Genomic DNA, 19764 nt, shown 5'->3' with positions numbered 1-19764 from the left:
TGCCATGCAGTTGAAGGGTCAGGCCGCCATCGTCACCGGCGGCGCATCGGGATTGGGCGCGGCGACCGCGCGCCGGCTGGCGGCGCAAGGCGCCAAGGTCGCGGTCTGCGACCTCAACGCCAAGCTTGCCGAGAGCGTCGCCGCCGAGATCGGTGGCATTCCTGTTGTCTGCGACGTGGCCGATGCGGCGGCCGCCGAGGCTGCGGTCGCTGCCGCCGCCAAGGCGCACGGCCCGGCGCGCGTGCTGGTGAACTGCGCCGGCATCGGCGTGGCAAAACGCGTGATCGGCCGCGAGGGACCGATGGCGCTGGCTGACTTCGACAAGGTGATCAAGGTCAATTTGATCGGCTCGTTCAACATGCTGCGGCTTGCGACCGCTGACATGGCGAAGCTCGAGCCGCTCGCGACCGGCGAGCGCGGCGTCGTGATCTCGACGGCCTCGGTCGCGGCCTATGACGGCCAGATCGGGCAGGCGGCGTATTCGGCCTCCAAAGGCGGCATCGTCGCGATGACCTTGCCGATCGCGCGCGAGCTCGCGCAATTCGGCATCCGCGTGCTGACCATCGCGCCCGGCCTGTTCATGACGCCCTTGCTGGCCGGCCTGCCGCAGGAGGCGCAGGATTCGCTTGCCGCCGCGATCCCGTTCCCGCGCCGGCTCGGGCAGGCCGACGAGTTCGCCTCGCTGGCGCTGCACATGATCGACAACCCCTACCTGAACGGCGAAGTGGTGCGGCTCGATGCCGCGCTCCGGATGGCGCCGCGCTGACGCATGATCCGGAAGAGCGGGAAACACTCTTCCGGATCGATCACGCTCAATCGAGGATAAATCATGTTCGTCCATCGGCGCGACGTGCAGATCCAGTGGGGCGATTGCGACCCCGCCAACATCGTCTACTACCCGCGCTATTTCGCGATGTTCGACGACTCGACCTCGATCATGTTCGAGGCCGCCGGCTGCTCGAAGCAGGACCTGATCCACAAATACGGCCTGGTCGGCATTCCCATGCTCGACACGCGGGCGAAATTCCACATCCCGTCGACCCATGGCGACTGGATTACCATCGAGAGCCGGATCGACCGCATCAAGCGCTCGAGCTTCGAGGTGGTGCACCGCGTGTTCAAGGGCGAGGCCTTGGCGATCGAGGCATTCGAGACAAGGGTGCTGGTCGGCCGTCATCCGGACGATCCCGCCAAGCTGAAATCGGCGCCATTTCCGCAGGAGATCATCGACCGCTTCATGAAGGGCTGACTCGCTGTCCCTCATGACCTAAAGAAGGGGCTGAATTGGCCCGCAAAACCGGCTTAAACCCAAAAGACTTACTTGCAGGGAGGAATGCATGAGGAAGGCCACTCTCGCCGCCGCGGCGCTCGCAGCTGTAATCGCGCTGCCGGGCGCGCCCGCACAGGCGCAGACCAATGAAATCACCATCGGCATCACGATCTCGACCACCGGGCCCGCCGCGGCGCTCGGCATCCCCGAGCGCAACGCGCTCGATTTCGTGCCGAAGGAGATCGCCGGCGTGCCGCTGAAGCTGATCGTGCTCGACGACGCCGGCGATCCGACGGCTGCGACCACCAATACAAGGCGCTTCGTCACCGAGTCCAAGGCCGACATCATCATGGGCTCCTGCATCACGCCGACGACGATCGCGGTGTCGACGGTCGCCAACGAGGCCGGCATCCCGCATCTCGGGCTCGCGCCATTCCCGATCAATGAGGCCCGCGCAAAATGGTCGGTGGACCTGCCGCAGTCGATCCCGATCATGGGCAAGGTGCTCTACGAGCACATGAAGGCGCACAACATCAAGACCGTCGGCTATATCGGCTATTCGGACTCCTACGGCGATCTCTGGGTCAACGACTTCAAGGCGCAGGCCGTGCCGATGGGTTTGACCATGATCGATGAGGAGCGCTTCGCGCGCCCGGATACATCGGTCGCGGGCCAGGTGCTGAAGCTCGTCGCCGCCAATCCCGACGCCATCCTGGTCGGCGCGTCCGGCACCGCCGCGGCACTGCCGCAGACCGCGCTGCGCGAGCGCGGCTACAAGGGCCTGATCTACCAGACCCACGGCGCCGCCACGATGGACTTCATCCGCATCGCGGGCGCGTCGGCGGAAGGCGTCATCATGTCGGCCGGCCCGATCATGTCGCCGGAAACGCAAGCGGACAGCGCGCTGACCAAGAAGCCGGGCCTGACGCTGAACGCCGCCTATGAAGCCAAATACGGTGCCAACAGCCGCAGCCAGTTCGCCGGCCATTCCTACGATGCCTTCGAGGTGCTGAAGCGCATCATCCCGACGGCGCTGAAGACCGCCAAGCCCGGCACGCCGGAATTCCGCGAGGCGATCCGCCAGGCGTTCATCTCCGAGAAGGAGATCGTCGCGAGCCAGGGCGTCTACAACTGGACCGAAAAGGACCGCTACGGCCTCGACGACCGCTCGCGCATCCTGCTGACGGTCAAGGACGGCAAATACGTCCCGGCGATGTGAGCCGCTTGCGATCTGCTGAGGTAACAAGCCGGCCTTCGAAAGAAGGCCGGCTTCGCTGTCTAAACCGCGCTCTCGCCTTCGTGCTGGAAGCCGAGATAGCTCGCGGCGACGCCCTTGTTGGCGGCGATCTCCTTGGCCGGGCCTGAGAGCACGAATTCGCCGAGCTCCATCACATAGGCGCGGTCGGCGATCTGCAGTGCGGCCTGGGCATTCTGTTCGACCAGCAGCACCGAGACGCCGGCCGAGCGGAGCTCGCCGACGATGCGGAAGATGTCGGCGACGATGATCGGGGCAAGCCCGAGGCTCGGCTCGTCCAGCATCAAGAGCTTCGGCGCGCCCATCAGCGCGCGGCCCATCGCCAGCATCTGCTGTTCGCCGCCGGACAGCGTGCCGGCGAGCTGCTTGCGCCGCTCCTTGAGCCGCGGAAACAGCGTGTAGACCCGCTCCAGCGAAACGGCTGCGGTTGCCTTCGCGATCCGGAAGGCGCCGAGCTCGAGATTGTCCTCGACGTTCATGGTGCCGAACAACTCGCGATGCTCGGGCACCAGGCTCAGGCCCGTGGCGACGCGGTCCTCGATGTCCAATGGTGCCATGTCGACGCCGGCGAAGGTGGTGCGGCCCTTCAGGGGCAGCACGCCCATGATGGCGTTGAGCAGGGTGGTCTTGCCGGCGCCGTTGGCGCCGATGATGGTGACGATCTCGTTTTCGGCGACGTCGAGTGAGACGCCGCGCACGGCCTCGACCTTGCCGTAGGCGATGTGGACGTCGGTAACCGACAGCAGCGCACTCATGCGGCGGCTCCGAGATAGGCCTTGATGACGTCGGGATTGCGCTTGATCGCGGCCGGCGTGCCTTCGGCGATCTTGGTACCGAAATCCAGCACCACGATGCGGTCGGCGAGATCCATCACGAACCCCATGTCGTGCTCGACCAGCAGCACCGACATGCCGCCGTCGCGCAATTGGCGCAGCAGCGCGGCGAGCCGCTGCTTCTCCATATGGCGCAGGCCGGCGGCCGGTTCGTCGAGCAACAGCAGCATCGGATCGACGCACAGCGCACGCGCAATCTCGACGATGCGCTGCTGGCCGAGCGACAGCGAGCCCGCGAGTTGGTCGATCTGGTCGGACAGGCCGACGCGCGCGATCTGCCGCGCGGCCTCCGCCAGCAGTTTTGCCTCATCCGCGCGGTCGAGCCGCAGCATGCTGGAGATCGCACCGGAATTCCCACGTAGATGCGCGCCGATCGCGACGTTCTCGAGTACGGTCATGTCGGGCACCAGCTTGACGTGCTGGAAGGTTCTGGAAACGCCGAGCTTGACCACTTCCTGGGGCGGTGCGTTCTCCACTTCCTTGCCGAGCACGGAGATCTTGCCGCCGGTTGCGGTCAGGACGCCGGTGATCAGGTTGAAGGTCGTGCTCTTGCCGGCGCCGTTCGGGCCGATCAGCGCGACGATCTCGCGGGCGTTGACGTCGAACGAAACGTCGTTCACCGCGACCACGCCGCCGAACTGCTTGCGCGCCTTGTCGATGTGCAACAGCACCGAAGACGAACCGGGCGCGCGCTCGCGATGCTCCAGCTTCAGCGATGTGTCCGGCGTCTTGCGGGCCGGCTTGAACGGCAGCCGCGACATCAGCCAGGGCCAGACGCCTGATGGCGCGAGCTGCAGCAGCAGCACCAGCATGATGCCGAACACGATGGTCTCGAGCTGGCTCTGCCCGCCGAAGATGTAGGGCAGGTAGCTCTGCAGCACCTCCTTAAGGATCACGACGATGCCGGCGCCGAGCACGGCGCCCCAGACGTAACCGGCGCCGCCGACGACGGCGATGAACAGATACTCGATGCCGGCCTGCGCGCCGAACGGCGTCGGGTTGGCGGCGCGCTGGAAATGCGCATAGAGCCAGCCGGACAGGCCGGCCAGCACCGCTGCATAGATGAACACCAGGAGCTTGGCGCGCGGTGTCTGCACGCCGAACGCTTCGGCTGCGACATGGCCGCGCCGCAAGGCGCGGATCGCGCGCCCGGTGCGGGAGTCCAGGAGGTTCATGGTCAGCAGCGCAGCGATCAGCACCGCGACCCAGATCGCGTAGTAGATCGTATCCGGGCTCAGCATCTTGAACGAGCCGATCGAGAGTGGCGGAATGCCTGAGATCCCGTCATTGCGGCCGAGGAATTCGAGCTTGCTGAACAGATAGAACAGGCCGATGCCCCAGGCGATGGTGCCGAGCGGCAGATAATGGCCCGACAGCCGCACCGTGACGATGCCGAGCAGAACCGCCGCAATGCCGCTGACCACGAGCGAAGCCGGCAGCGCCAGCCAGGGCGAGACGCCATAGGCGGTGGTCAGCACCGCCGTGGTGTAGGCACCGAAACCGCAGAACGCGGCCTGCCCGAACGAGGTGAGGCCGCCGACGCCGGTGAGCAGCACCAGCCCCATCGCGACCAGCGCGGCGAGCCCGATATTGTCGAGCAGCACGATCCAGAACGGCGGAATGCCCGGGAGAAGCGGGATCACCGCCAGCACGAGCGCGAAGATGATGAGAGGGAGCCGCTGCGTCATCGCGCTCAATCCTTCTCTTCTTCGACCGCGGGCGCTGCAAGCGAGCGCAACACGAGCACGGGGAGGATCAGCGTGAACACGATGACTTCCTTGAAATTGCTGGCGTAGAACGATGAGAAGGCCTCGACGATGCCGACCACGATGGCGGCGACCGCGGTCAGGGGATAGCTGACCAGGCCCCCGATGATGGCGGCGATGAAGCCCTTCAGGCCGATCAGGAAGCCGGTGTCGTAATAGAGCGTGGTGATCGGCACGATCAGGATGCCGGAGATGGCGCCGATCACGGAGGCGAGCAGGAATGCGATCTGGCCCGACAGCGTGGTGCGGATGCCGACCAGGCGGGCGCCGAGGCGGTTGACCGCGGTGGCGCGCAGCGCCTTGCCGGTCTTGGTGTAGCCGAAGAACAGCCACAGCGCGACGATGAAGCCGACCGTCAAGGCGTAGACGGCGAGGCTCTGGCCGGTGAAGCGCAGCGGGCCCGCGGTCAGCGCGGCATTCGACAGCGCCGGGGCGCGCAGGCCTTCGGCGCCGAAGAACACCAGGCCCAGGCCCTGCAGCGCAAGGTGGCAGCCGACCGAGGCAATCAGGAGCACCAGCACCGAGGTGTGCGCAATCGGCTGGAAAGCGATGCGGTAGAGGAAGACACCGATCGCCGCCACGATCAGGAGCGCCAGTGCAATGTTGACGGCGACCGGCGTGTTGGGACCAACCAGGGCGTAAACGAGGCCGAGCAGCGCGAAGGGGAAGACGATGTTGAGCGCGACGGAGCGCATCACCAGCCGCGCATGCAGCGCCTTGCGGGCGAAGAACAGGTCGAGGGCGAAGGCGACGAGGCCCATCGCGACGGCTAGCCGCACCGTGCCGGGCACCTGGCCGGTCGCCAGCATGGCGTAGCTCAGCGCGCCGTAGGTCACGAATTCGCCCTGCGGGATCAGGATGACCCGCGTGACCGCGAACACCAGCACCAGGGCCAGCCCGAGCAGTGCGTAGATCGCGCCATTGGTGATGCCGTCCTGCAGCAGGAACAGCATGATCGTTGTGTTCAAGGCCGAGCGCTCCCCTTAGGCGTCGGACCGCCGCAACCGGTTGTGCCGGTCGGGTCGGCCGATATCGGCTGTTGATAGGTGCCGATATTTGATATAGTGCATAACGATTATTAGATATAATCTCAAGGTCCCCGAGCGTCCCGCGGGGTTTTTGTACCGGGATTGCGAGCCTGGAGCGATGACTGTTTCCAAGACCGCCGCCGATGCCGTCCGATCACCGCGTGCCCTGCGCAGGGAACCGGTCGATCCTGCCGGGGACGACAGCATGCTGCAACTGGGCGAACTGTCCGGACTGCTCGGCTATTCGCTGAAGCGTGCGCAGCTCAAGGTCTTCGAGGACTTCCTGCGCTGCGTCGCGCCGCTGCAGCTGACGCCGGCGCAGTTCTCGGTGCTGCTGCTGCTCGACAAGAATCCGGGCCGCAACCAGACCGAGATCGCCAACACGCTCGGCATCCTCAGGCCGAATTTCGTCGCCATGCTCGACGCGCTGGAGAGCCGCGACCTTTGCGCACGGATGCGCTCCACCAACGACCGCCGCTCCCACATCCTGGTCCTGACCGACAGGGGCCGTGCCGTGCTGGCGCGCGCCAAGAAGCTAGTCGCCAACAAGCACGAGGCGCGGCTGATCGAGGTGCTCGGCCCCGCCAACCACGCCGCGTTGCTGGAGATGCTGGCGAAGCTCGCGCAGGAGTTTTGAGGGAGCGTGACGGCCCATCCGCTCGCAATGACGCTGGGTTGATACATATCCGACATGCGGGCGCCGCCAAGCGACGAACCCATCGCGGTCTCTAAAGCTTGTAGCCGATGTTTCGCAGCAGATCCTTCCGCCACGCTATGTCGGCGTCGGTCTCGACACCGAGCGGCGAGGCGCCATCCACCACGCCGAGCACGCCGCGCCCGAGCTCCGTCTGCGCGACGATCACCTGTGTAGGATTGGCCGTCGCGCAATAGATGTGGCAGACCTCCGGCACCGCGCGCACCGCCGCCAGCACGTTAACGGGAAAGAACCCGTCGCCGAGGAAAATCAGGAAGGTGTGACCGGCGCCGATCGCCAATGCGTTGTCGCGTGCCAGGGCGAACGAGGCGTCGTCGTTACCGGAGCAGCGCACCAACCGCTTGCCGGAGGCCTCGCAGAAAGCCACCCCGAAGCGGATGCGCGGTACCGCGCCCACCAGCGCTTCGTGAAGGTCTTCCACGGTCTTGATGAAATGCGACTGGCCGAAGATGAAGTTGGTCTCATCCGGCTTGACGATGGGCACCACGGTGAGTTCCATGGCTTCGCTCCTGCACGGTGAGCTCCCCAATTCATGGTAGGCCGTCGGAGGGCGTTTGCAAGCGGCCACAGGCGGTCAAATGTGCCGGCTGTCTGCTTCCGGCTCACGCCGACCAGACCCAGCATCCGTACTCACGACGGCTCTCAAGGGAAGGCCGGAAATCGCCGGGAGGGTTGCGCGCCCAAGGGCGGGAACTGTGGTATCCTCCGTCAAGCGCGACATGGTGCGCCCGAATGTTGCATGGCCCCTCGCCAAAGTGGCCGCGAAGCGTACCGAGCGTTTGCTAACGGATCTGAAGGGATCGCTTCCGGGGGGGGCTCGAGGAGGATCAACGCCGTGAAGCGGGACTTCGACCTCATCGTCTATGGCGCGACGGGTTACACCGGCCGTCTCATCGCCGAATATCTGGCGACATCCTATCGCGGGGACGATGCTCCGTCCTGGGCAATTGCGGGACGCTCGACCGACAAACTCCAGAAGATCCGTGCCGACATCGGCGCACCGGACGATTTGCCGTTGGTGAAGGCGGATGCGGCCGAGCCGGCCAGCCTGCGTTCGATGTGCGAGCGCGCGGCCGTGGTCGTCACCACGGTCGGGCCTTATCAGCTTCACGGTCCCGAGCTAGTGGCGGCCTGCGCGGCCACCGGCACGGCCTATGTTGATCTTTGCGGCGAACCGGGCTGGATGCGGCGCATGATCGACGTCCATCACGAAGAGGCGAAACGGACCGGCGCGCGCATCGTCTTCTCCTGTGGCTTCGATTCCATCCCGTTCGACCTCGGTGTGCTCACGTTGCAGGAGAAAGCGCGCGAGAAATTCGGACGCCCGGCGCGGCGGGTCAAGGCCCGTCTGCGCAAGGTGAAGGGCGGCATGTCCGGTGGGACCGCGGCGAGCGCTCAGGCGACGCTGGCCGCCGCGGCGCGCGACCCGGCCCTGATCCGGTTGCTGACCGATCCGTTCGCGTTGACGCCGGGCTTCACCGGGCCGTCTCAGCCGTCGGGTCTCGTCCCCGAATATGACACGAGCATGCACGCGTGGCTCGTGCCGTTCCCGATGGCGCCGATCAACACCAAGAACGTGCACCGCACGAACTTCCTGTTGGGACATCCCTACGGCAGGGACTTCGTTTATGACGAGATGATGGTGGCGCCGGGACTTGGGGACATCGCGAGCGTGACGACGGAGGCGTTCGCCACGGTGGTGTCCTTGTTCGGGACCGGCGGTCTCAAACGCGGCGCAGGCCCGACCCGAGAAGCGCGCGAGAGGGGCTTCTACGACATCTTCTTTCTGGGCGAGGTGCCGGATGGCGGACGGGTCGAGGCCGTCGTCACCGGCGACCGCGATCCGGGCTATGGCTCGACCAGCAAGATGATCGCCGAGAGCGCACTCTGCCTCGTGCGCGACGTGCAGGGCGAGGGCGGCATCTGGACGCCAGGCGCGCTGATGGGGCCGGCCTTGCGCGAGCGTCTGAAGGCGCGTGCCGGCCTCACTTTCAGCGCGCGTTGAGGTCGCACGCAGAATTGGGGCGGCGTGCTGGGTTGCTTGCGCCATCGCCAAGGTTTCGGCGGACAAGTCGCGGAGCCCGTCATGCAATGACTGGATGGTTACGCGCCATTCCGGGGCGCGCGTCAGCGCAAACCCCGAATCCACAGGTGGTCGAGTGAGATTCCGGGGTCGATGCTACGCATCCCCCCGGAATGACGATGGATCAATCCACCAGGATCACGCGCACATCGTTGACGTTGGTCAGCGTCGGCCCGGTCAGCAGCAAGTCCCCGGTCTGCGCGAAGAAGCCCGTGGCGTCATTGTTCTCGAGATAGGCCCTCGGATCGAGGCCGGTCGATTTCATCTTCGCGAATGTCGCCTGATCGATCACGGCCCCGGCGGGGTCGGTGGCGCTGCCGGCGCCGCCATCGGCGCCGTCGGTATCGGCGGCGAGCGCCGAGATGTCGGGCACATCCTTGAGCAGATCGGCGAGCGCCAGCGCGTATTCCTGGTTGGGCCCGCCGCGGCCGTTGCCGCGCACGGTCACCGTGAGCTCGCCTCCGGAGATGATTGCGACCCGCCTGCCTTCGCTGCGTGCCTTCAGCGCGAGCCGCGCGTGCTCGGCCGCGACGTCGCGGGCCTCGCCTTCGAGATCGGCGCCAAGCGCGATGGTCTCATAGCCGGCGTCCTGCGCGACCTTCACCGCGGCATCGATCGAGGCCTTCGGCTTCGCCAGCAGTTCGAACGTCGCCCGCGCAAAGGCGGGATCGCCGGGCTTGCAGCTCTCGTTCCTGGGATCGTCAAGCGCGTGGCGGACCGCATCATCGACGGAGAGATTGTATCTGGCGACCAGCGCGCGCGCATCCGCCAGCGTGGTCGGATCCGGTACCGTCGGGCCCGAGGCGATCGCGGAGGGATCGTCATGCGGCACGTCCGAGATCGCCAGCGTGACGATCTCGGCGGCGTGCTGGCCGGCGCGCGCCAGCCGTCCGCCCTTGATCCGCGACAGATGCTTGCGGACGATGTTCATCTCGCCGATCGGCGCGCCGGAGCGCAGCAGCGCGCGGTTGACCTGCTGCTTCTGGGCGAAGCTCACGCCCTCGACCGGCGCGATCCAGTTCGCCGAACCGCCGCCGGTCAGCAGCACCAGCAGGAGATCGTCCGCCGTCGCCTCGGCGGCGAGCCGCAGCGTATCGTCGGCCGCCCGCAGGCCGGCCTCATCCGGCACCGGGTGGCCGGCCTCGATCACCTTGATCCGGCGGGTCGGCACGCCATGGCCATGGCGGGTGGTGGCGATGCCGACCAGCCGCGATGGCGCAAGGCCGAGCGTGTCGAGATAGTGCCGTTCCGCCGCCGCGGCCATGGCGCCGGCGCCCTTGCCGGCGGCGAGGCAGATCACGCGTCCCTTCGGCGCCGGCCGCAGCCGCGATGCCAGCACGACATCGGGATGCGCAGCCGCCACCGCGGCATCAAAGATCGAACGCAGGAAAGGACGACGGTCGGTCATGGCTTTGCTTTCTTGAAAGGGGAGGCGCCACGATGGGACTGCCTTCCCTCTCCCGCTTGTGGCAGGGCTGTCCGGGGAAATTCAACCATAGCAGAGTTCCATCTGGTTGAGGGGCGTTCTGCATTTGCGGCGGCTAGGGTTGATTGGCGGAGGCTTGTCGATGCTGGCGAAGGCTCGCCGGGTGAACAGGAACTGGCTGACGAGTTCGGCGAGCCTGAGCGGCAGCATTTTGATGCAGTTGGTCCGCGCGGCAATGCGCAACAGTAGGTAGGCAATCATCGCAGCAAGCACTTGCAGGCGGATTGCATTGTCGTTGGTGCCGAGGAACTTGCGGATGTCGAGGTGCTGCTTGATCCAGCGGAACAGCAGTTCGATCTGCCACCGGCTCTTGTAGAGGGCGGCGATCTCGACGGCCGTTCGGGTCGTATCGTTGGTGAGAAGCGTGATCACGCCGCCGTTCTCCCGCCTGACCTTGATGCGCCGCAGCGGTATCGGCAAACGCGAGTCGCCCTTACTGGTGAGCTTCACCTCGTCGTCGACGATGATCCTGAAGCCGTCCCCCTTGCTGTTGCGGATGGTGCGATGCCTGACCGCGCGTAGCCGGATGCTCGTCTTCGGCCGGGTCACGAAGAAAGCCTTGCTATCATTGATCTTCTGCCACCAGTCGAAACGGCAATATCCCTTGTCGAACACGTAGGTTGTGCCGGCCTGGATCGGAGTCTGGCGACCGATCTCGATATCGTTGACGTTGGCAGCCGTCACCTCGACGCACTTCGGGATATCGCCCTTGGGATCGTAGACCACGTGCAGCTTCATGCCGCGGATGCGGCCGTTCCACACCGCCCAGGTGCAAACTTTGCCAAGCGGGATCGGACTGGCGTCGATCAGGCGCACCATCTCCTTGCCTTCGCCCCGCAACTGCCGGCTTGCCATCGCCGACAATCGTGCAAAGGTTTGCGCAAAAATGCTGGACGGGCGGCGGGTATTGGCATCCGACAGCGTCGAGCGGGACAACCTGCCGGTGCCCAGATGATAGTGATGCTGAGGATTGGCGTTGAAGCCGGTCACCACGGCGCGCAGGCTGTTGTTCCCGCTCAACTGCGCATAGATCAGCGCTACCAGGTGATCCCAGCTCTTGAACGACTTGTCGTAGGCATCCCCGTCCAGACGATCCACAGCCGTCTGAAACTGCCGCCGATTGATCGGTTCAAGCAGCCTACTAAAAATGCTATCGCGAAATCGCATGCTCGGCCTTCTGTGTCTCGACAACCAGAAAAGACCGATTTGCCTCGGTTTTGCCGAGCATGCACCGCGACACAGTGAATCATTCCCCGGACAGCCCTGCGCTTGTGGGGGAGGGTTAGGGTGGGGGTGTCTCCGCGAGTCATGTGGTGGAGAAAGCCCCCACCCGGATCGCATCTTTGATGCGATCCGACCTCCCCCGCAAGCGGGAGAGGTGAAGGAAGGTGCGTTGCCTCCAATCGAAACAAGCTCCGTTCCGTCTCTAGTTTCCGACGACTTCGCCGCTGATGACGTCGCCGAACAATTGCCAGCGCTCGCCCTTGAACTGCATCAGTTGCAGTTGCTCGATCGGCTGGAAGTCGTCGGGACTTGTACTCAGCGTGACGCCGGGCAGCAGGCCGCCCTGCGCAAACTGCTTCAGGCTTGCCGCCTGCTTCATCACGTTGTCGCGGGTGAGGTCGTCGCCGCAGCGGCGCAGCACCTCGACCATCGTGCTCGCCATGTTGTAGCCCGTCATCGCCGAGGCATCGACGCGGTTGGTGTCGGGCATGTATTTGGCGAGCAGATCGTCGAACGCCTTCATGCCGGCGTCGTCCTTCCATTGCGGATCGCTGGCGTCCTTGGCGTAGGCCGCCGAGATCACGCCCTGCGCATTTTCGAGCCCGGCCGGACGCATCACCGTCGCGGTGGAGGCCGAGACGTTGGACACGATCGTCACCGGCTTCCAGTTCATCTCGCCGAGCTTCTTGATCGCCTGGGCGCCGAATTTCGGCGTGGTGAAGAAGATGATGACATCAGGGTTGGAGGATTTCAGCCGCACCACATGGGAATCGATGGTCGGTTCGGCGACCTCGTAGCTCTCCTTGGCGGCGATCCGCACCGGATCGCTGGCGAAGCCGTCCTCGAGGCCCTTGAGGTAGTCCTTGCCCATGTCGTCGTTCTGGTAGAGCACCGCGACCTTGGCGGCCGGCTTCTCCTTGAGCAGATATTTCGCGTAGATGCGCGACTCGCTCTGGTAGCTGGGCAGCCAGCCCATGGTCCAGGGGAAGCTCTTCGGATCGTTCCACTTGGTGGCGCCGGTGGCGACGAACAGCTGCGGCACCTTCTTGGCGTTGAGATACTTCTGGATCGCGGTGTTGGAGGCGGTGCCGAGCGTGCCGAACAGGAACAGCACCTCGTCGCTCTCGACCAGCTTGCGGGCCTGCTCCACGGCCTTCGGCGGCGAATAGGCGTCGTCATAGGAAACGAAGTTGATCTTGCGCCCGTTGATGCCGCCGTCGTCGTTGACCTTCTTGAACACGGCGGCCATCGCCTTGCCGACCACGCCATAGGCCGACGCCGGGCCGCTATAGGGCACGATGTTGCCGATCTTGATCTCGGTATCGCTCGCGCCGGTGTCGTATTTCTTCTGCGCCCATGCGGCATTGCCGGCCGCGGTGGCGACGGCGAGGCCGAGCAGGGCGGTTGCGACACGGTGTCGGATCGGCATCGGCATTTCCCGAAAGCTCCTTGTTGTTGCCGCCGCGCGAGGGGCGGTTTCTTGCGGGATTTCCTAGCGCATTGCCGGGCAAAGTGTAAGCGGCATCGCCCGCGCCCGCGCCCGCGCCCGGGTCGGCGGGCGGGTGCCCCGGCTAATGAAAAGCCCCCTGCGACGGTATCGCAGGGGGCCATTCTCAGCCGGCAATTTGCGGGAAATCAGCCGCCGACGTCTGCGCTGATGACGTCACCGAACAGTTCCCATTTCCCGCCCTTGAACTTCATCAGCTGCAGCTGGCTGATCGGGGCGAAATCATTCGCGGCGGTGTTGATCTTGATGCCGGGCAGCAGCACCTCGGTGCGGAAGTCCTGCAGGTTCGCCGCCTGCTTCATGATGTTCTCGCGGGTGAGGTTGTCGCCGCACTGCTTGAGCACCTGAACCAGGGTCTGGGCCACGCCGAAGCCGACCACGGTGCCGCCGTCGAGCTTGTCGCCCTCGGGGAAGTCCTTGGCCATGAAGGCGTAGAATTCCTTCATGCCGGGATCATTGTCCCACTGCTTGTCGGAGGCGTCCTTCAGATAGGCGGCGGAGATGATGTCCTGCGCGTTCTCGAAGCCGGCCGGCTTGATCACGCTGCCGACCGAGGCCGACACGTTGTTGAGGAAGTGGGTCGGCTTCCAGCCGATCTCGGCAATCTTCTTGATCGCCTGCGCCGCGAATTTCGGCGTCGCGATGTCGATGAAGACGTCGGCGTTGCTGGACTTCAGCTTGACGATGTTGCTGTCGATCGTGGGCTGGGAAGTCTCGAAGCTCTCTTCGGCGACGATCATGCTGGCGGCCTTCTGGCCAAGGCCGTCCTTGAGACCCTTCAGATAGTCTTTGCCGTAATCGTCATTCTGGAACAGCACCGCGATCTTGGCGTTCGGCATGTTCTTCAGAATGTATTTTGCGTAGATCTGGGTCTCGCTCTGGTAGTTGGGCTGCCAGCCCATGGTCCAGGGGAAGTCCTTCGGGTCATTCCACTTGGTGGCGCCGGTGGCGACGAACAGCTGCGGCACCTTCTTGGAGTTCATGTATTTCTGGATCGCCGAGTTGGACGGCGTGCCGAGCGAGTTGAAGATCAGCAGCACCTCGTCGCTCTCGACCAGCTTGCGGGCCTGCTCCACGGCTTTCGGCGGCGAATAGGCGTCATCGTAGGAGATGAAGTTGATCTTGCGGCCGTTGATGCCGCCGGCGTCGTTAATCTTCTTGAAATAGGCGGCCTCGGTGCGGCCGATGATGCCGTAGGCGGATGCGGGTCCGCTGTAGGGCATGATATTGCCGATCTTGATTTCGGTGTCGCTGGCGCCGGTGTCGTATTTTTTCTGGGCAAACGCGGCGCTGCCGGACGTGGCGACGAGCGCGAGCGCGGCCCCGAGGACCGCAAGTCTAGTGGTAGCGGACATTGATGTCTCTCTCCCTGTTGTCAGACGGATGTGTCGCGGCCCCCTTGTTTCGAGGGCTCTCTTATTTGGCTGTAGTGATTAGCATTTTAGGCGGTCGGTCTCAATGAAAAGCCCCTGCGACAACGCCGCAGGGGCTCTCGTCTTTAGTCGACAATTTCGGGTTAGCCGCCGACGTCGCCGCTCAAAATTTCACCAAATCGCTCCCAGGTCTCGCCCTTGAACCGCATCAGTTGCAGTTGCGAAAGCGGCGCGAAGTCGGTCGCCGAGGTGTTGACCTTGACGCCCGGCAACAGGCCGCCGAGCTCGAGGTCGCGGATGCCGGCGGCCTGCTTCATGATGTTCTCGCGCGTCAGATTGTCGCCGCACGCCCGCAGCACGTGCTCGAGGCCCTGCGCGACGGTGTACGCGTACATCACGGACGCGTCGGCGCGGTTTGCTTCAGGGTAGTACTTATCCAGGAACTGGTTCCAGGCGATCATGCCCTTGTCGGTCTTCCACTGCGGATCGGTCGGATCCTTCAGATATTGCGACGAGATGATGTCCTGGGCGTTCTCGAAGCCCGCCGGCTTGATCACGCTGCCGATCGACGAGGAGACGTTGTTGAGGAAATGCAGCGGCTTCCAGCCGAGCTCGTTGTTCTTCTTGATGGCCTGCGCCGCGAATTTCGGCGTCGTGATGTTGAAGAATACGTCGGCGCCGGTGGCCTTGAGCCTGACGATGTGGGAATCGATGGTTGGCTCGGTCACCTCGTAGCTGTCCTCAGCGACGATCATCGAGGCGGCCTTGGCGCCGAGCCCGTCCTTGAATCCCTTCAGATAGTCCTTGCCGTAATCGTCGTTCTGGTAGAGCACCGCGATCCTGGCGTCCGGCTTGTTCTTCAGGATGTACTTCGCATAGATGATGGACTCGCTCTGGTAGTTGGGCTGCCAGCCCATGGTCCAGGGGAATTCCTTCGGGTCGTTCCACTTGGTGGCCCCGGTGGCGACGAACAGTTGCGGCACCTTCTTCTGGTTCATGTATTTCTGGATCGCCGAGTTCGGCGGCGTGCCGAGCGAATTGAAGATGATCAGCACCTCATCGCTCTCGACGAGCTTGCGCGCCTGCTCGACGGTCTTCGGCGGCGTGTAGGCGTCGTCGTAGCTGATGAAGGTGACCTTGCGGCCGTTGATGCCGCCCTCGGCGTTGACCTTGCGGAAATAGGCCTCCTCGGTCTTGCCGATCACGCCATAGGCGGAGGCTGCTCCGCTGTAGGGCATGATGTTGCCGATCTTGATCTCGGTGTCGCTGGCGCCGGTGTCGTATTTCTTCTGCGCGATGGCGGGGCTCGTGGCCGCCGCGAGCAGTGCGAGGGCAGCCGAAATGGCCCCCAATCGCAAGTGGATAGCAGGCATTTTGATCTCCCTTGGATCACGATGAATGTGTCACGATTTTTGGAATGGGAGCACTTCGCGGCCCCTCGCGACATTGAATACCTTTCGCCTGGTGCCAGCAACAGGAAGCCCCCCGCGGCGGTGCCGCGGAGGGCGTCATTTAGTCGAACGCGTTGCGAGGAAAACCTGCGTTGCTGAAGCGCCTCGCGATACACGCGAAGCATTTGCGTTGAGGTCGTGCGTCGTCCTAGTTGCTCAGATTGCTCGAAATGATGTCACCGAACAGCTCCCACCTCTCGCCCTTGAACCGCATCAGGCGCAGCTGCTTGATCGGCGCGAAGTCGGTGGCCGAGGTGTTGATGCTGATGCCCGGCAGCAGCGTGTCGGGGACATAATCCTTCAGGCTCGCGGCCTGCTTCATGATATTGGCGCGGGTGAGATCGTCACCGCACATCTCCAGCACCTTCACCATGGTCTGCGCGGCGGCGTAACCAAAGGAGGTGGCGCCGTCGAGCTTGTTGGCGTCGGGATAATCCTTCTTGAGGAAGGCAAGGAATTTCTCCATGCCGGGATCCTTGTCCCATTGTGGGTCGGCGCCGTCCTTGAGGTAGGACGCCGACAGGATGCCCTGCGAATTCTCGAAGCCCGCCGGCTGCATCACGCCGCCGACCGAAGCCGAAACGTTGGCGACGAACTGCAGCGGCGTCCACGCGATCTCGGCCGCCTTCTTGATGGCCTGCGCCGCGAATTTCGGCGTCGTGACGCTGACGAAGGTGTCGGCGCCGGCGGCCTTCAGCTTGATGATGCGATTGTCGATTGTGGGCTCCGACGTCTCGTAGGCCTCTTCGGCGACGATCATCGTGGCCTTGTCGCCGAAAGCGTCTTTCAGTCCCTTGAGGTAGTCCTTGCCGAAATCGTCATTCTGGTAGAGCACGGCGACCTTGGCGTCGGGCTTGTGCTTCATGATGTATTTTGCGTAGACCCGCGCCTCGTCCTGGTAGGACGGTTGCCAGCCCATGGTCCATGGATAGTTCTTGGGGTCGTTCCACTTGGAGGCGCCGGAGGCGATGAACAGCTGCGGCACCTGCTTCTCGTTCATGTACTTTCGGATCGCGGCGTTGCTTGAGGTGCCGACCGAGCCGAACACCAGCAGCACCGCGTCGTCCTCGACCAGCTTGCGCGCCTGCTCGACGGTCTTGGCCGGCGAGTAGCCGTCGTCATAGGAGATGAACGTGATCTTGCGGCCGCGGATGCCGCCGGACGCGTTGATCATCTTGAAGTAGGCCGCCTCGGTCCTGCCGATCACGCCATAGGCCGAGGCGGGTCCCGAGTACGGCACGGTGTTGCCGATCCTGATCTCGGTGTCGCTGGCGCCGGTGTCGTAGGCCTTCTGCGCCAAGGCGACATTGCAGCTCGTCAGGATCAGAGCGAATGCGGACAATAGCGCCGTCAGGGACGGGCGTACGGCAATCATGGTTTCCCCACCTCGTATTCTTGTGCCGTGTATTCAATACCATCGGCGCCGGGCGTCAACAAAAAGCCCCCGCGACGTTGATCGCGGAGGCTGTTGTTTTATTCCCGCAGTGCAGCGTTACTCGGAGGGAACGTCGCCGGAAATGATCTCGCCGAACAGTTCCCATTTCTGGCCCTTGAAGCGCTGCATCTGCAGCTGGGCGATCGGGGCGAAGTCGGTGGCCGAGGTGTTGATCTTGACGCCGGGCAGCAGGGTGTCCGGCGTAAAATCCTTCAGGCTCGCCGCCTGCTTCATGACGTTGGCGCGGGTCAGATCGTCGCCGCACATTTCGAGCACCTTGGCGAGCGTCTGCGCGGCGCCATAGCCGTAGACGACGCCGTTGTCGGTCTTGTCGACGCCCGGCATGTACTTGTCGAGGAATGCTTCCACTTCTTCATGCCGGGATCGTTGGCCCATTGCGGGTCGGAGCCGTCCTTGGCATAGGCGGCCGAGAGCACGCCCTGGGCGTTCTCGAAGCCGGCGGGCTGCATCACGCTGCCGACCGAGATCGCCACGTTGGTGATGATCTGCAGCGGCTTCCAGCCGAGCTCGGCGGTCTTCTTGATGGTCTGGGCGCCGAATTTCGGCGTGGTGTAGATCAGGAGCACGTCGGGATTGGCGGCCTTGATCTTGACGATATGGCCGTCGATCGACGGCTCGGAGACCTCATAGCTCTCCTCCATGATGATGCTGGAGGCCGCTTTGGCGCCGAAACCGTCCTTGGTGCCCTTGAGGTAGTCTTTGCCGAAATCGTCGTTCTGATAGAGGATCGCGACCTTGGCGTCGGGCTTCTCCCTCAACAGCCATTTGGCATAGATCTGCGCTTCGCTCTGGTAGCTGGGTTGCCAGCCGATGGTCCACGGGAAGTTCTTCGGGTCGTTCCACTTGGTGGCGCCGGTGGCGACGAACAGCTGCGGGATCTTCTTGGAGTTGAGGTACTTCTGGATCGCGGTGTTCGACGGCGTGCCGAGCGGGTTGAACACGACGAGCACCTCGTCGCTCTCGACCAGCTTGCGCACCTGCTCGACCGCCTTCGGCGGCGAATAGGCGTCGTCATAGCTGACGAAGCTGACCTTGCGGCCGTTGATGCCACCCTGATCGTTGATCATCTTGAAGTAGGCTTCTTCGGTCTTGCCGATCACGCCATAGGCGGAGGCCGGTCCCGAATACGGCATGATGTTGCCGACCTTGATCTCGGTATCGCTTGCGCCGGTGTCATATTTCTTTTGGGCGAATGCGGCAGTGGACGTCGCAGCAACAGCGACGATCGCCGCGGAAATCGCGGCGATCCGAACGGTAGAAAGCATAATATCTCCTGGTTTGCTTCGATAGGCTGTTAGTTTTTCTTGAGCTTTGCGGCCAGCTGGTGGGCAACGATCGCAACCTGCCTGGCGCCGTGCGGCACGAGGAAGATGACGAGGAACAGCAGCACGCCGAACACAGCGCCGGAGAGGCCCTTGGAAATCCCCTCCGCGATGTTGGGCACGAAGATGATGAAGGCGCTTCCGACGATCGAGCCGGGCAGCCAGCCGACGCCGCCGACCACCATACCGAGGAACAGCGAGATCGCGAGCTGGATGGTGTAGCCGTCGGGTGCCACGAACTGCACCGCGATGGCGCCGAGACCGCCGGCAACGCCGGTGATGCCGGCCGAGACGCCGAACGCCAGCGTCTTGTAAAGCGCGACGTCGACGCCCATCGCGGAAGCCGCGATCTCGTTGTCACGGATCGCCATGAAGGCGCGGCCCGAGCGCGAGCGCAACAGGTTCACCGAAGCGATATAGATCGCGATCGTGACCACCAGCGTGAAGTAATACAGCCACATGTCCTGCCCCATCGGCAGGCCGAACGGCGCATCCGGCTTGGTGACCACGAGACCCTGCACGCCGCCAGTCCAGTGCTCGAAATAGCCCAGCTTCAGAAGCTGCGGCATCGCGGTGGCGAGCGCAAAGGTGGCGAGCGCCAGATAGACACCGGAAAGCCGCAGCGCCGGCTGGCCGAACAGGAAGCCGAAGCCGAAGCAGACGATGCCGGCGATCGGCAGCGTGAGGGCATAGTTCATGCCCACATGCTCCATCAGGATCGCCGAGGTATAGGCGCCGACGGCGTAGAACGCGCTCTGACCGAGCGAGAACTGGCCGGAGCCGCCGGTCAGGATGTTGAGCGCCATCACCGCAAGGCCGTAGATCAGAAGCATCGTCATCTGGAAGATGATGAAGTTCTTCACGAACACCGGGATCAGGATCAGCGCGGCGAGCACGACGAGCGACGTGCCATAGCCCAGCGTCATGGCGCGCTTGGGAACGGCCTCGACGGCCTGGCCTTCGGTGACGACTTCGACTTCTTCAGCGGCGCTCAT

At 64.1% G+C, this 19764-nt stretch carries 16 protein-coding genes and 1 pseudogene; 5 read left to right on the top strand and 12 right to left on the bottom strand.

The genetic code is table 11. The features are described 5' to 3' along the window. Positions 1–4: 4 nt before the first annotated feature. The 3 genes from HAP54_RS06045 to HAP54_RS06035 all read left to right on the top strand — a co-directional run bounded on the left by HAP54_RS06045 (position 5) and on the right by HAP54_RS06035 (position 2489). Positions 5–766, top strand: coding sequence for an SDR family NAD(P)-dependent oxidoreductase (locus tag HAP54_RS06045; protein WP_166299081.1), 762 nt, complete (start codon positions 5–7; stop codon positions 764–766). 63 nt (positions 767–829) lie between these two features. After that, positions 830–1249, top strand: a complete 420-nt coding sequence (locus tag HAP54_RS06040; protein ID WP_166299080.1) for an acyl-CoA thioesterase — start codon at positions 830–832, stop codon at positions 1247–1249. A gap of 88 nt (positions 1250–1337) precedes the next feature. Beyond that, the gene (locus tag HAP54_RS06035; protein ID WP_166299079.1) at positions 1338–2489 is read left to right on the top strand and encodes an ABC transporter substrate-binding protein; all 1152 of its coding nucleotides are present in this window, start codon (positions 1338–1340) and stop codon (positions 2487–2489) included. Positions 2490–2548: 59 nt separating this feature from the next. Here the strand turns inward: HAP54_RS06035 and HAP54_RS06030 are convergent, their stop codons facing one another. From HAP54_RS06030 to HAP54_RS06020, 3 genes are read right to left on the bottom strand one after another with little or no spacing between them, the layout of a single operon-like run. Then, entirely contained in the window at positions 2549–3280 is a 732-nt protein-coding gene (locus tag HAP54_RS06030) for an ABC transporter ATP-binding protein (RefSeq protein ID WP_166299078.1), read from the bottom strand. Continuing rightward, positions 3277–5046 (bottom strand): ABC transporter permease subunit, encoded by a 1770-nt coding sequence (locus tag HAP54_RS06025; RefSeq protein WP_166299077.1) that lies wholly within the window; start codon positions 5044–5046, stop codon positions 3277–3279. Before HAP54_RS06025 ends, HAP54_RS06030 begins: the two co-directional genes overlap by 4 nt. 5 nt (positions 5047–5051) lie before the next feature. Next, a complete protein-coding gene (locus HAP54_RS06020) occupies positions 5052–6092 on the bottom strand; it encodes a branched-chain amino acid ABC transporter permease (protein ID WP_166299076.1) in 1041 nt (346 codons plus the stop codon). 178 nt (positions 6093–6270) lie between these two features. Between HAP54_RS06020 and HAP54_RS06015 the strand changes: the two genes are divergently transcribed. Further along, entirely contained in the window at positions 6271–6789 is a 519-nt protein-coding gene (locus HAP54_RS06015) for a MarR family winged helix-turn-helix transcriptional regulator (RefSeq protein ID WP_029077908.1), read from the top strand. 91 nt (positions 6790–6880) lie between these two features. Here HAP54_RS06015 and HAP54_RS06010 read toward each other — a convergent pair whose 3' ends face one another. Next, complete coding sequence (locus HAP54_RS06010) at positions 6881–7366, bottom strand: adenosine-specific kinase (RefSeq protein ID WP_166299075.1); 486 nt, start codon at positions 7364–7366, stop codon at positions 6881–6883. A 336-nt stretch (positions 7367–7702) separates the two neighbouring features. Here HAP54_RS06010 and HAP54_RS06005 point away from each other — a divergent pair, with 336 nt between their 5' ends. Then, positions 7703–8872, top strand: coding sequence for a saccharopine dehydrogenase family protein (locus HAP54_RS06005; RefSeq protein WP_166299074.1), 1170 nt, complete (start codon positions 7703–7705; stop codon positions 8870–8872). A 202-nt stretch (positions 8873–9074) separates the two neighbouring features. On the opposite strand, the gene HAP54_RS06000 is transcribed toward HAP54_RS06005, so the two are convergent. The 8 genes and pseudogenes from HAP54_RS06000 to HAP54_RS05965 all read right to left on the bottom strand — a co-directional run bounded on the left by HAP54_RS06000 (position 9075) and on the right by HAP54_RS05965 (position 19764). Next, the gene (locus tag HAP54_RS06000; protein WP_166299073.1) at positions 9075–10358 is read right to left on the bottom strand and encodes a glycerate kinase type-2 family protein; all 1284 of its coding nucleotides are present in this window, start codon (positions 10356–10358) and stop codon (positions 9075–9077) included. Between the two features lie 81 nt (positions 10359–10439). After that, positions 10440–11603: an IS4 family transposase gene (locus HAP54_RS05995; protein ID WP_166298459.1), complete on the bottom strand. Its 1164-nt coding sequence runs from the start codon at positions 11601–11603 to the stop codon at positions 10440–10442. A gap of 259 nt (positions 11604–11862) precedes the next feature. Beyond that, the gene (locus HAP54_RS05990; RefSeq protein WP_414646185.1) at positions 11863–13089 is read right to left on the bottom strand and encodes an ABC transporter substrate-binding protein; all 1227 of its coding nucleotides are present in this window, start codon (positions 13087–13089) and stop codon (positions 11863–11865) included. 206 nt (positions 13090–13295) lie between these two features. Then, positions 13296–14522 carry an ABC transporter substrate-binding protein gene (locus tag HAP54_RS05985; RefSeq protein WP_166299071.1) on the bottom strand — a complete coding sequence of 409 codons (1227 nt, stop codon included), beginning with the start codon at positions 14520–14522 and terminating at the stop codon, positions 13296–13298. A gap of 161 nt (positions 14523–14683) precedes the next feature. Then, positions 14684–15913: an ABC transporter substrate-binding protein gene (locus HAP54_RS05980; RefSeq protein ID WP_166299070.1), complete on the bottom strand. Its 1230-nt coding sequence runs from the start codon at positions 15911–15913 to the stop codon at positions 14684–14686. 226 nt (positions 15914–16139) lie between these two features. Beyond that, positions 16140–17366: an ABC transporter substrate-binding protein gene (locus tag HAP54_RS05975; protein WP_166299069.1), complete on the bottom strand. Its 1227-nt coding sequence runs from the start codon at positions 17364–17366 to the stop codon at positions 16140–16142. 117 nt (positions 17367–17483) lie between these two features. Next, positions 17484–18712, bottom strand: a pseudogene (locus HAP54_RS05970) (ABC transporter substrate-binding protein). 29 nt (positions 18713–18741) lie between these two features. Further along, positions 18742–19764, bottom strand: a complete 1023-nt coding sequence (locus HAP54_RS05965; RefSeq protein ID WP_166299068.1) for a branched-chain amino acid ABC transporter permease — start codon at positions 19762–19764, stop codon at positions 18742–18744.

Origin of the sequence: Bradyrhizobium sp. 2S1 (assembly GCF_011516625.5) — a bacterium.
In the GTDB taxonomy this organism is placed as follows: Bacteria; Pseudomonadota; Alphaproteobacteria; order Rhizobiales; family Xanthobacteraceae; genus Bradyrhizobium; species Bradyrhizobium septentrionale.
The sequence above is the reverse complement of the archived record's forward strand: the minus strand, read 5'-3'. Positions and strand labels throughout refer to the sequence as shown.

Coding starts and splice junctions, on each gene's coding strand:
- HAP54_RS06015 (WP_029077908.1), top strand. CDS start 6,271: ATGACTGTTTCCAAGACCGCCGCCGATGCCGTCCGATCACCGCGTGCC.
- HAP54_RS05985 (WP_166299071.1), bottom strand. CDS start 14,522: ATGTCCGCTACCACTAGACTTGCGGTCCTCGGGGCCGCGCTCGCGCTC.
- HAP54_RS05975 (WP_166299069.1), bottom strand. CDS start 17,366: ATGATTGCCGTACGCCCGTCCCTGACGGCGCTATTGTCCGCATTCGCT.
- HAP54_RS06035 (WP_166299079.1), top strand. CDS start 1,338: ATGAGGAAGGCCACTCTCGCCGCCGCGGCGCTCGCAGCTGTAATCGCG.
- HAP54_RS06040 (WP_166299080.1), top strand. CDS start 830: ATGTTCGTCCATCGGCGCGACGTGCAGATCCAGTGGGGCGATTGCGAC.
- HAP54_RS06000 (WP_166299073.1), bottom strand. CDS start 10,358: ATGACCGACCGTCGTCCTTTCCTGCGTTCGATCTTTGATGCCGCGGTG.
- HAP54_RS05990 (WP_414646185.1), bottom strand. CDS start 13,089: ATGCCGATCCGACACCGTGTCGCAACCGCCCTGCTCGGCCTCGCCGTC.
- HAP54_RS06045 (WP_166299081.1), top strand. CDS start 5: ATGCAGTTGAAGGGTCAGGCCGCCATCGTCACCGGCGGCGCATCGGGA.
- HAP54_RS05980 (WP_166299070.1), bottom strand. CDS start 15,913: ATGCCTGCTATCCACTTGCGATTGGGGGCCATTTCGGCTGCCCTCGCA.
- HAP54_RS06025 (WP_166299077.1), bottom strand. CDS start 5,046: ATGACGCAGCGGCTCCCTCTCATCATCTTCGCGCTCGTGCTGGCGGTG.
- HAP54_RS05965 (WP_166299068.1), bottom strand. CDS start 19,764: ATGAGCGCCGCTGAAGAAGTCGAAGTCGTCACCGAAGGCCAGGCCGTC.
- HAP54_RS06010 (WP_166299075.1), bottom strand. CDS start 7,366: ATGGAACTCACCGTGGTGCCCATCGTCAAGCCGGATGAGACCAACTTC.
- HAP54_RS05995 (WP_166298459.1), bottom strand. CDS start 11,603: ATGCGATTTCGCGATAGCATTTTTAGTAGGCTGCTTGAACCGATCAAT.
- HAP54_RS06030 (WP_166299078.1), bottom strand. CDS start 3,280: ATGAGTGCGCTGCTGTCGGTTACCGACGTCCACATCGCCTACGGCAAG.